Below are 11949 nucleotides of genomic sequence, written 5' to 3' on the forward strand. Positions count from 1 at the left end.
AGGCGCGAAGATGAAGAGAGTACATAGATGGGCGACAGCAGTCAGTCTAACGGTCGCGGCTGCACTGGTTGTGGCTGGTTGTGGCACCACAGGCGGTGCGAACAACAGTGCGGCAACGAGCGGCACATCGAACGCGGCTGCTGCCGGCACCGCGTTTGTCGCGTACGCCGGTTCGCTGCAACTCGCAAACGACCAGTATGTCGGGCCAGCCTTTACGAGGGCGACCGGAATTAGATACCAGGGACAAGGTAATGGAGCGTTTGCACAGGCGCAGTTGATTGCCTCGAAGGAAGTGACGCCAAACGTGTTCATGAGCATCGGGACCGCGCCAATCCAGGTGATCGACCCGAAATTCACGACTTGGAGCGTGGGTTTTGCGAGTTCACCCATCGTCATCGCCTATTCACCCCAGAGCCCGTACGCGAGTCAACTAAGCGCCATCGCGAAGGGAAAGGAACCGCTCACGAAGCTGTTCAGTCTGATGGAACAGCCGAACTTCCACCTCGGTCGCACCGACCCGAACATTGACCCGCAGGGACAAGCGTTCATTTTCATGCTGCGCCTTGCCGAGCAAGAACTGCACTTGCAAAAGGGGACAGCGCAGAAGATTCTCGGTAGCGTCAACAATCCGAAGCAAATTTTCTCGGAGACGTCCATCCTGTCGCGCCTGCAGGCTGGTCAGTTAGACGCGAGCAGCGCGTACCTCCCGGAAGCAGTCGAGCGCAAACTTCCATACATTACGCTGCCCAACACGATTAACCTTGGTGACCCGGCTGACGCTTCCCTCTACGCCACACAGAGCCTGAGTCTCGCTGGTGGCAAGGTCGCGAAGGGTGCACCGATTGAAGTTTATATTTCGGCGCTGAAGGGAACGCCTGATAGCGCGGCTGGTGAGGCGTTTGTGAAGTTTGTGCTCTCTCCCGCTGCACAGACGCTCTACAAACAGCAGGGCTACACGCTGACAAAACCGCTTCTGTTTGGCACGCAATCGGACATTCCGGCACCGATTGCGCAGGAAATTGCGAAGTTGAAGACACGGTGAAGCGTACCTCTCGCCATGTCTGGTGGCTGATTCCGCTGGCTCTGCTGACTGCCATCTTCCTGCTCGTGCCGCTCGTAGCACTTGCCGGCCACGTGTCGTGGCGTGCGTTTGGACAGGCTTGGGTTAACGGCGGCGCTGCAGCGCTCAGAACATCACTTGTGTCGAGTGTGGTGGCATTGGTCGTCATCCTTGTCTTCGGGACGCCCCTCGGTTGGTTGTTAGCGCGCAGAGACAGCGCGTTCTGGCGGGTCGTCGAGTACTTGATGTTGATCCCGCTATTGATGCCGCCGCTTGTCATCGGCCTCTTACTGGTGTTTTTTTACGGCCCCTACGGTGCGATTGGCGCGGTGCTGACAAAGTTCGGCTGGACCGCGACGAACAGCTTGTTAGCGGTGGTTCTCGCAGAGATCTACGAGGCGATGCCGTATTACTTATTCTCGGCGCAAGCCGCGTTCAGCCAAGTCGATACGGGCCTAGAGCGGGCGTCGCTTGCGCTTGGTGCATCACCCGCTGAGACGATGCGCCGGATTACGCTGCCGCTCGCCTTGCCTGGCCTCTCCGTCGGATTTGCGATGGCCTTTGCGCGGGCAATCGGGGCGTTTGGCGCCGTCATTGTCATGGCGTATTATCCGAATACACTGCCTGTTCGCGTGTGGATCGCCCTGCAGGAGCAAGGCCTGCCGGCCGCGTTGCCGCTCGCGGTGTTTCTGCTGTTGGCCGCGTTGCCACTCCCGCTGGTCGCAGTCCTGTGGAGGAGGGGTCGGCATGCTGCACGTCTCTTGTAGTATCCCGCGACGGTTCTTCACTGTAGAAGCGGAGTTCGAGGTGAAGGCTGGAGAAGTGTTCGCGCTGTTTGGCCCGTCGGCTGCAGGTAAGACGAGTGTGCTCTCGGCAGTGGCTGGATTCGAGACGGCAGCGACTGGCCGCATTGTGGTGGACGGAGTAACGTGGCTTGATACCATGGCGCGTCCTTCCGTCTACGTGCCAGTCTGGAAGCGGAAACTCGGCTATGTGGAGCAGGCTGCACGGCTGTTTCCACACTTGACGGTGCGGCAGAACATCTTCTACGGCTTGCGCGGGGCTTCAGGGACCTTTGCAGGCAATCTGATCGAACAGTTTGGCCTCGCGTCTGTTCTTAATGTGCGTCCCGACGGACTATCCGGAGGTCAACAGCAACGCGTCGCGCTTGCGCGTGCGCTGGCGCCTCGGCCACGTTTGCTGCTTCTCGACGAACCGCTCGCTGCCCTGGATTGGGCCACGAGGCGAGCGCTCCAGGACTTGTTGCGCGAGGTCAACCGGACACTGGGGGTCACCATCGTGATCGTCACACATCAACTGTCAGAAGCGGAGCGCCTCGCGAATCGCATGGCGGTTATGGAGGATGGGCGAATACTGCAACAAGGTCCAATCGCAGACATGGTCCTGCGTCCGACGAGCTGGGATGTCGCCCGGCGTGTCGGATACACAGCACGGTTGCGATTGGAATCCGGGCGGGTGGTTGGTATCCACCCTGAGCGGGTAGTCATCGGCGCCTATCGAGACCGCGGGCCAGTCCTTTCTGGGGTGGTTACTGCGGACGGGTTTTCAGAAGGCAGGCGAGTCATTACGGTGGACGTTACGGACGATGGAAGCGCAGGAGCGCGTACACCATTGGTCATCTCAGCGCATCCGCTTGACGCAGTGACTGTCGGCGCCAGGGTGGACTTGACACTGTTGGAACCGCCCGAGTTTCACTGAAAGTTTGCGAGTATAAATCTACCAAACAACTATTCCATTCAAGGTAAGTTGTGGTAGGATAAGGTATGTAAATGAACGAACGTGATGGGGGCGTGTTAACTCGGTGTTGCGACGCAACAGACAACAGCAGAAAGTCGACCGGAGGTCACCTGACGTGGCTGCTCGCGATGTACTGAACGTGGAGCAACTATCTGCCATTGAGCGCAATGACTTACTGATTCGCTGGCACTACACGTTGGAGAAGTTTGAGGGACTTGTCGAGTACTTGGCGGTTAAACGATTCGAACGTCAGACACTGGAAAAAGTAGAACGGCTGATTGGCAAGGAAGCGCAAGACCGCCTGCACGCGATGGGACTCCGGACGATTGAGAAATCTCTCTATCTTGCGTTGAAGGATGCCGAGTACGAGGAGCGCGAGCGCAAGGCAAAACGTGAACAACAACAGTAGGTTGGAAGCATCGGTCGATTGAAGTTGTGTGCATGTCGAAGTGCGCAACAGTCTCAGCGTGGCGACATGCCGGCACAAAGAAACGCTGCTGTGGTTGTGCCGGAGCCGCCCTGTTCCTCCAGAACAGAGCGGCTCTTCGTATGGAATCGACAGTCCAAGTCTGCTAGTTGGCCTAACCTTCCTCAGTGCGCGCAAAACTCCTTGTCCACGAGGAGGGATGCAAGTGGATCAGCTTGTATACAGTTCACCCCTCTCTCTTTGTGTCATATGTATGACTGTCTGTCTCGAACTCCGGCAGACATCATGTGCGAGTTCGGCAGCAGAGGAGGGATTGGGTGTCATTGAATCTTAAGGGGCAACCAAGGTCACGAGGACAGACGGGCGACGGGCTCAAGCGGAGCATGACCAGTCGACAGATGCAGATGCTCGCGATTGGCGGTGTCATTGGCGTCGGGTTGTTCTACGGTGCAAGCGTGGCTGTGAAGTTGGCAGGACCTGCCGTGATCATTGACTTCGCGGTCTGTGGCCTGATTGTCGCCATCGTCATGCGCAGCCTCGCCGAGATGACCGTGGAACGCCCCGTCTCCGGGTCATTCAGTCAGTACGCGCACGACTTGCTCGGTGCTCGCACGGGCTTCATCACCGCTGGTATGTGGTGGTTCTTCTGGGTTGCAACGGTCATGTCTGAACTGGCCGCGATTGGCAAGCTGGTCGAATTTTGGGCGCCTGCAGTACCCGCCTGGCTGCCTGGGCTGATTGCGCTCATCCTCTTCACCGTCTCGAATCTGCTGACGGTGAAAGTGTTCGGCGAACTAGAGTACTGGTTCGCGATTCTGAAGGTACTCGCGGTGCTTGTATTTATGGTCTTCGGCGCACTGATCATCGCAACTGGTGCGTTCAATCACGGTCATGCGCTGTGGCTCACCAACCTGTATGTGCATCGCGGATTTTTCCCGAACGGAATCCTCGGTCTGGCTATGGGGATCTCGCTCGTCGTACAGGCCTATGCTGGAGTCGAGACACTCGCCGTCGAATCAGGGGAGACAGCGAACCCGGAGCGAAACGTCCGCCGAGCGTTCAACACGGTGACGCTTCGCATCGCCATATTGTACGTAGGTTCGGTTTTTATCATGCTCTGTGCCTTCCCCTGGACGTACCTGATTGGACACTCCGGAAGTCCATACGTACTTCTCTTTGCGAAAATCGGCATTCCCGTCGCAGCCGGATTGGTCAACCTCATCATTATCCTGTCAGGGCTGTCGTCGTGTAATACCGGTCTCTACGGCGGCAGCCGCATGCTCTTCAGCAATGTCGCGGGCAGTCGCTTTGAGCAAGCAGTCGGGCGCCTGAACAAGCGCCATGTGCCACACGTGGCGGTGTGGTTGACTGCAGCTGCCATCGCAGTCGGGATAATCATCACTTACCTCGCGCCGAACAATGTCTACGTGTGGATCACGAGCGCCTCTGCGTTCGCGGACTTGTGGGTGTGGGGGATTATCTTGGTCAGTGAGATGGTGTTTCGGCACCGTGCGCGTGCGGCCGGGCGGACGCTGAAGTTTCCCGTTCCACTGTGGCCGCTCACGCCGATTCTCGGGCTCATCCTGCTCGTCACCTCGTTTGTGGCGATCGTTGTATCGCCGCTCACGCGAGTCTCCGTGTTTGCAGGCGTGGCGTTTCTCGTGTTGCTCTGGCTCTATCACGTTGTGATGACTGGCCGCAACAGAGGGAACGCTGACAGGGCGACGTAATACTGCAAGCGGTCTTGAGAATGCAACCGCTGTCAGCGTTGCTCCACTTCTGACTGCGTCCAAACAGCAACAGGTCATTCGGTCGGCCCTCTTTCTTGGGCCGACCGAATGTTATGATGTGGGACAGTGAGACCTGATCTGTGTGGAAGGGATGAGCAGAGTGACAGTGACACCGGAGAGTGTGCGCATCGGGTTTGTCGGGACCGGTGTGATGGGCAAGTCTATGGCGCGGAATTTGATGAATGCAGGTTATTCCTTGGTTGTGTACAATCGGTCGGCTGATAAGGCACAAGAGTTGATCGATGCGGGTGCTGCGTGGGCAGCGACACCTGGTGACGTCGCTGCAGCAACCGACGTGGTGATTACCATGGTCGGTTTTCCGACCGATGTGGAAGAGGTCTACCTTGGCGCAGATGGAATCGTCGAGCGTGCTCGCGAAGGAGCCATCCTCATTGACATGACGACCTCTGCGCCCGCATTGGCACGAAAGATCGCCGAACACGCAGCAGAGCGAGGACTGTCCGCGCTCGACGCACCCGTGTCAGGTGGTGACATCGGAGCGAAAAATGGCTCACTGGTGATCATGGTCGGTGGAGACGAGCAAGCCTACGCACAAGTGCTGCCGGTTTTCCAGGTGCTCGGGCAAAACATCATTCTCCACGGGCCTGCCGGAATGGGGCAGCACTGCAAGATGTGCAATCAGATCGCCATCGCGACCAATATGATTGGTGTCTCGGAGTCGATGGCTTACGCGATGAAGTCCGGACTTGACCCGCAAAAAGTACTGGCGAGCATCACCGGTGGCGCCGCAGGCAGTTGGTCACTGTCCAACCTCGCTCCGCGGATGTTGCGAGGAGACTTCGCGCCAGGGTTCTACATCCAACACTTGGTCAAGGACTTGCGGATCGCGCTAGAAATGGCTGAGCAGCTACAGATGGAACTGCCGGGTGTGAAGATGTCTGAGGAAATGTACGATGCACTGGTCAAGCGCGGCGAAGCGTACAGCGGGACGCAGGCGTTGTTCAAGTACTATGTCGAAGACTGAACAGGCTGGCAACGGTCAAGCGCGGACGGAACCGAGGCCGCGCATCGTCGTTGCCGGTACACACAGCGGCGTCGGTAAGACGACGGTTGCGATTGGCCTGATGGCCGCTTTTGCCCAGAGCGCAGAGACCGTGCAAGGGTTCAAGGCAGGTCCGGACTACCTTGACGCCAGCTACCACCAGGTTGCAACGAATCGCCCCGCGCGCAACCTTGATACGTGGATGCAAGGCAAAGACGGGGTTCGGGAACTGTTTTGGCGCGCAAGTGCAGAGGTTGACCTAAGCATTGTGGAAGGCGTCATGGGGATGTTTGACGGCAAGAGTGCGACGGATGAGGTGGGCAGCACAGCGGAGCTCGCGAAACTGCTGGACGCCCCTGTGCTGCTCGTCGTGGACGGGTGGGCTCTGGCCCGCAGTGCCGCGGCAGTCGTTCTCGGCTTCCAGCAATTCGACAAAGGGGTGCGGCTAGCGGGCGTGATCCTCAACCGGATTGCTGGATCTGGCCACTACGCAATTTTGCGGGATGCCATTGAATCGGCCTGTGGCGTGCCTGTTGTTGGCTGGTTGCCAAAGGACGCTGAGATTTCGCTGTCAGAGCGGCACTTGGGGCTGGTACCTGCGCAAGAGCAAAGTGACCTGGCACCGGTCCTAACGCGTCTGGCCGAGACGGTTTGTCAGAACGTCGACCTGGAAAGGGTACTGCAAGTGGCAAAAGCGGCACCAGTCATAGCTGAACCGCAAGCGCACATCTTCACAACGAGGCCGGAACTGTCAGACACAGCTAGGGTCGGCATCGCGGTCGCACGCGACGCGGCATTCAACTTTTACTATGCGGAAAACCTCGAACTACTTGAGTGGTTCGGGGCTGAGTTGGTAGAGTTTAGCCCTCTAGAAGGGGATGTTATCCCAGCAGGTGTCGGCGGTGTGTACATCGGAGGTGGGTTCCCAGAGCAATTCGCGCAAACCCTCTCGTGGCAGACTGCTGTTTGGCAGAGCTTTCGTTTGAACATTAGCGCGGGAATGCCAGTGCTCGCAGAGTGTGGCGGGTACATGGCTTTGGCGGAGTCGATCACGGACCACGCTGGCGACACGTGGTCAATGGCGGCAGTCGTACCCGGCCGCGTGCAGATGCTGCGACAGCTGGCAGCGATCGGTTATCGAGAGGTGACGACGGCCGGTCCTTTGCATCCCCTCGGCAGTGGAGAACGTCTGCGCGGACACGAGTTCCACGCATCTACGATCACCTTGGAGCGGGTGGTTTCCCCCGCCTATACGGTGAGTGACGGGGGAGCGCATGTGGCTGATGAAGGTGTCCGTGACGCCGCTTTGGTCGGCGGGTACACCCATCTGAGTTTCGCATCTAATCCTCGCGTGGCGAAGCGCTTTGTCGAGAACTGTAAAGCCTTTGCAAACGGGACATCTGTGTGTTGAGTCATTGTATCGACTGGATGTTCTCGTGAAAATGGCAGCGTTCCTGTATGAGCACGCAAGACGACGTTCTTCATTCATCTTGGCTTCTGCCAGCGACAATCGATATAATAGTCTTCGGGGGTGCAGCGATGCTAGAGCTGAAGAGCAACGAAGAATTTCAACAGTTCATCGCACAGGGACGTGCGGTTGTCGAATTTTACACAGGCTGGTGCCCAGACTGCAAACGCATTGAACCGTATCTGGACGAATGGGCACAACAATACGAGGATGCGTTTCGTATGGCACGCGCGAATGCGGAGTTAATGCCGGAAGTGTCGGACCAGTTAGAAATCAGAGGAATTCCATCGTTTCTCGTGTTTGAAAACGGCGTGTTGCTGAATCGACTGTTCAGCCGAGACGCTAAAACCAAGCAGCAAGTGAGCGAATTTCTCGAGCAAGCGTACGTGATTGCTTAGACGCTTGCCGTGCGCTTTGGTCGTGACGGCGCAGTGGTATTGAGGAGGGTGAGGACAGGGTGCGACGGTGGTGGCTTGCAGCGGTCGTCCCAGCGCTGATTTTGGCGTTGGCCGGTTGTGGCACAGGAACGGCTCCGAAAACGACGACTGGGGCACAGGGTACAGCAGCGAGTTCAACAGGCTCTTCCCTTGATCCCCCATTTCGTGTTGTGACAAGTCTGGAAGTCGTAACGCCCGATGCGAAGTTTGACCCATCGGCAGCCAGTCTGTCTCTGTATCAGAACATCCCAGTCTACACGGCGAGCGGCAAAGTGGTGCACCTCGACGCAAGGAAACAGCCGATTTTGATGGAAGCCTACTGGTGCCCGCACTGCCAACGGACACTGCTCCTGTTTAACAAGCACAGCCAAGCGATGAAGCAACGCCCGATTTTAATCAGCACAGGCTTCGCACAGGGGACGACGCTGCAACAGGCTGTCCAGCTCGGCAAGGCTGAAGAAGCGGCGCTTCACCTACAACACTATCAAGTGTACTACTACATCGCGCCGAACTTCTCAACGCGTCTGGTCCCAGTTGGTTTTCCAACTTTGATATTTCCCTGGAAAGGAAAGCTTGGAGCCTTGTATGGGGAACATACTTGGGCGGCTTGGCAACCAGCGCTCGGTTAGAAGCTCGTAGGAGCGAAGGAGGTGGTGGGGGTGGCGAGTCAGGTGAAGGACGGACGCATGCCGGGTGGTTTCACCCGTCTGGTGATGATTGTGGCTGGATTACTTGGTGTGGTCGAGTTAGTGCTTGGCATTATGTCAGTGGCCTGATGATGCGGAGGGGATGGAGATGTCGCGCATCATCTTGAGAGATGGACGTGTGGCAGAACTGCTCAAGGCCGAGGACACTGAAGTTCACCGGGCGCTTATCCGCAATCTGTTTCAGAGCGCTTCGCCGGAGAGCCTATACCTCCGGTTCTTTCACGCGGTGCGAGAAGTTAGTGAAAAAATCATCAGCAGTATGATCTCCGACGGCGGCCCGAATGGGCTGTCGTTGTTGTGTTTGGCGGGGACTCAGGCGATCGCCATTGGGACCTACTCGCGCGTCGATGCCCAGAGCGCCGAGGCGGCCTTCTTCGTCGGCGACGCCTATCACGGTAATGGTCTGGGTTCGCTACTGCTTGCACACTTGGCCCAAGCTGCCTGGCGCAATGGCTTTCGCCGCTTTGAAGCCTATGTGCTGCACGAGAATGAGCAGATGTTAAAGGTGTTTCAGGCCAGTGGCTACGAACTCGTTCGCCGCACCGAGTCGACAATGATGCATTTGATTCTGCCTTTGCGCGAGACGGAGCGCAGCCGAGCTCTTCAGGAGACGCGCGAAAAATTTGCCGCGGCAGCCTCTCTCCATCCTTTCTTTCGCCCCAACACGGTCGCGGTTGTCGGCGCTTCGCGTGACCCGAACCGCGCTGGGCACTTGCTGCTTCATCACGTGGTCGACGGCGGCTACACGGGCATCGCAACACCTGTGAACCGCTCTACGGCGGCTGTGTCGGCGATGCGAACCTACCCCTCGCTCGCCAGCCTGCCGGAACCGCCAGACCTCGCAATCGTCGCGGTGCCAGCCGACCAAGTGCCTGTAGTCATCGAAGACTGCATTGAAGCGCAAGTGCGAGCGGTGATGGTCGTCTCTGCCGGTTTCGGCGAAGTGGACGCGGCCGGGCGGGAAAAGGAACGAGAGTTGGCTCGCAAACTGCGGGCTGCAGGCATCCGTCTGATTGGGCCAAACTGCCTCGGACTTGTTAACACTGCGCCTGATGTTCAGCTGAACGCGAGTCTCGCGCCGAGGCTCCCGAGTGTAGGTAAACTTGCGATTGCGAGTCACTCTGGGGCGCTCGGAGTGGCCATTCTGGAGTACGCGAGTGTGATTGGCGTCGGCGTCTCCAGTTTTGTGAGCCTTGGCAACAAGGTCGACGTATCAGCGAACGACTTGTTGCAGTTTTGGGAAGACGACGCAAACGTCGACATGATCGTTCTGTACCTAGAATCGTTCGGAAACCCGCGCAAGTTTGCCCGAATTGCCCGGCGCGTCGCCGGCCACAAGCCAATCCTGGTGGTGAAATCGGCTCGCACACCAGGAGGCTCAGCCATCTCGCGCTTACCTGGCGCGCAAGAAGCTGCGGTGGATTCAGTCGTGGGCGGGCTATTCCGCCAGGCCGGTATCATTCGGCTCGATACGCTGCAGGAACTGTTTGACGTCGCAGCACTCTTGGCAGTCGAGCCGAAACCGCAGGGACGCCGGGTGGCAGTTGTCACTAACACTGCTGGCGGCGCTGTGATGACAGCGGATACGCTGCAACGCGAGGGCTTGTCGTTTGTCGGTCCGGTCATCAACCTTGGCTTTGAAGCGCTTGCGGACAGTTATCGCGAGGTTCTGCCGCAAGTGCTTCGTGATCACGATGTCGATGCCGTGGTTGTACTGTTCACGCCTGTCGCGATATCGGATGAGGAAGAAGTAATTGCGGCGATTGGCGAAGCCATTGAGATGGTCGACGCGGACCCTGAGGATGGGATGCACTTGCGGCCGTCGCAAAAGCCAGTGGTCGCAAACTTTCTGTCACACGGCGACTACCACGTGCGCACAATTGTCGCCGGACAGCGACGAATTCCCGTCTACCCGTTCCCGGAGCAGGCGGTCCACGCCTTAGCCAGAGTGACAGAGTATGTCGAGGACGGCGCTCGTTTGCGTGGCCGCATTCCCGATTTGCCGGGCTGTGATGTTGATGGGGCACGGGATTTGGTGCGGGGGGCGCTTGGCGATGGCAAGAAAGAACTTAGCGGTGCACAGGCGCACGATGTACTTGGACGTGTCGGGATTGACTGTAAAATGCGACCAGTTCCCGCGTTGCGGGCAGGGGATGAGACACTTCGAATCGAAGTGAGGCCGCATGCGTTGTTTGGTCCCGTTGTGCACGTGACAGGCAGCGGCGGGTCAGTCTTTCGCATGACCCCGCTCACCGACATCGATGCAGCCGATATGGTGACAAGCGTGAAAGCTCCAGAGGCTGTAGCGGACGTACTGCTGCGGGTCTCACGGTTGGCTGAGGAAGTTCCAGAGGTGTACAATGTCACACTCGGACATCTGCAAGTCCTGTCAGATGCCCCAAGCGCCTGTATGGTCGGCGACGCTTCACTGTCGGTTCGTGAGCCAGACATCGGGCCACTTTAATGCTTGCTTGCAGACGGGAAGGGGAGGTCGGTTTTGGACGAAGCAGCACGCTTGCAGCTGCAGAGGTACTTGCGGGAGAGTCAGAAGATTACTATCCTGACCGGCGCAGGCATGAGCACCGAGTCTGGCATTCCGGATTTTCGCTCCCCGGGCGGCATCTGGGAAGATGAAGAGACAATGATTGCAATGTCGCTCTCGTATTGGCAGGAGTATCCGGAGTTGTTTTGGCCGAAGTTCAAACGGATCTTCATGAATGAAGAGCATCTGCAGGCGCAGCCGAACGCTGGGCACTTCGCGCTCGCGCGCTTGGAGGAGATGGGGAAGGAAGTCACGGTGCTGACACAAAATGTCGACGGCTTGCACCAATTAGCCGGCAGCACGCACGTCCTCGAAATGCACGGTGGCATCAGGCAAGCTGTGTGCCCTGTCTGTCAGTCCCGGTACAACCTCGATTACGTGCTTGCGGAGGAAGTGCCGAGGTGTTCGTACGTGTCGATGAAAGGTGCCGTTTGTGACACTGTCTTACAAGCAGACGTCGTGCTGTTTGAGCAGGAGGTCCGACATCTGCCCGAAGCGCTGCGCGCCGTGCGGACGTGCGATTTGATGTTAGTACTTGGCACTTCGCTGACGGTCTACCCGGTCGCAGACCTGCCGCGGTATGTGATTAAAGAGCGCACGAAGCTTGTAATCGTCAATCTCGATGAGACAGAAGAAGACCACCGCGCGGATTTGGTGATTCACGACAAAGTCGGAAAGGTACTCGCGGAAACCGTTCAGTAACTTTCAAAAGCCGTGCAGTAGCTCGCCGTACCCGCACGAGACAAGACAGGAGGAC

At 57.9% G+C, this 11949-nt stretch carries 11 protein-coding genes; all 11 read left to right on the forward strand.

Annotated elements, in window-relative coordinates; all coding sequences use genetic code 11:
• The first annotated feature begins 10 nt into the window (after positions 1 to 10).
• The 11 genes from JC200_RS15510 to JC200_RS15560 all read left to right on the forward strand — a co-directional run bounded on the left by JC200_RS15510 (position 11) and on the right by JC200_RS15560 (position 11894).
• Positions 11 to 1042 (forward strand): extracellular solute-binding protein, encoded by a 1032-nt coding sequence (locus JC200_RS15510; protein ID WP_274432586.1) that lies wholly within the window; start codon positions 11 to 13, stop codon positions 1040 to 1042.
• Positions 1039 to 1827: an ABC transporter permease gene (locus JC200_RS15515; protein WP_274432587.1), complete on the forward strand. Its 789-nt coding sequence runs from the start codon at positions 1039 to 1041 to the stop codon at positions 1825 to 1827. Before JC200_RS15510 ends, JC200_RS15515 begins: the two co-directional genes overlap by 4 nt.
• Positions 1808 to 2779, forward strand: coding sequence for an ATP-binding cassette domain-containing protein (locus tag JC200_RS15520; protein ID WP_274432588.1), 972 nt, complete (start codon positions 1808 to 1810; stop codon positions 2777 to 2779). The genes JC200_RS15515 and JC200_RS15520 overlap by 20 nt, the downstream gene beginning before the upstream one ends.
• Before the next feature lie 154 nt (positions 2780 to 2933).
• On the forward strand, positions 2934 to 3227 hold the full coding sequence (locus JC200_RS15525; RefSeq protein ID WP_274432589.1) for a hypothetical protein: 294 nt from the start codon (positions 2934 to 2936) through the stop codon (positions 3225 to 3227).
• Between the two features lie 335 nt (positions 3228 to 3562).
• The gene (locus tag JC200_RS15530; protein WP_274432590.1) at positions 3563 to 4975 is read left to right on the forward strand and encodes an amino acid permease; all 1413 of its coding nucleotides are present in this window, start codon (positions 3563 to 3565) and stop codon (positions 4973 to 4975) included.
• 160 nt (positions 4976 to 5135) lie between these two features.
• Complete coding sequence (locus tag JC200_RS15535; RefSeq protein WP_274432591.1) at positions 5136 to 6020, forward strand: NAD(P)-dependent oxidoreductase; 885 nt, start codon at positions 5136 to 5138, stop codon at positions 6018 to 6020.
• Entirely contained in the window at positions 6007 to 7449 is a 1443-nt protein-coding gene (locus tag JC200_RS15540; protein ID WP_274432592.1) for a cobyrinic acid a,c-diamide synthase CobB, read from the forward strand. The genes JC200_RS15535 and JC200_RS15540 overlap by 14 nt, the downstream gene beginning before the upstream one ends.
• A 128-nt stretch (positions 7450 to 7577) precedes the next feature.
• On the forward strand, positions 7578 to 7904 hold the full coding sequence (locus JC200_RS15545; protein WP_274432593.1) for a thioredoxin family protein: 327 nt from the start codon (positions 7578 to 7580) through the stop codon (positions 7902 to 7904).
• Positions 7905 to 7963: 59 nt separating this feature from the next.
• Entirely contained in the window at positions 7964 to 8572 is a 609-nt protein-coding gene (locus JC200_RS15550; protein WP_274432594.1) for a thioredoxin domain-containing protein, read from the forward strand.
• Positions 8573 to 8738: 166 nt separating this feature from the next.
• Entirely contained in the window at positions 8739 to 11114 is a 2376-nt protein-coding gene (locus JC200_RS15555; protein WP_274432595.1) for a GNAT family N-acetyltransferase, read from the forward strand.
• Positions 11115 to 11147: 33 nt separating this feature from the next.
• Entirely contained in the window at positions 11148 to 11894 is a 747-nt protein-coding gene (locus JC200_RS15560; RefSeq protein ID WP_274432596.1) for an NAD-dependent protein deacylase, read from the forward strand.
• The last annotated feature ends 55 nt before the right edge of the window (positions 11895 to 11949 follow it).

It is taken from the genome of Alicyclobacillus sp. ALC3, assembly GCF_028751195.1.
GTDB lineage: Bacteria > Bacillota > Bacilli > Alicyclobacillales > Alicyclobacillaceae > Alicyclobacillus_L.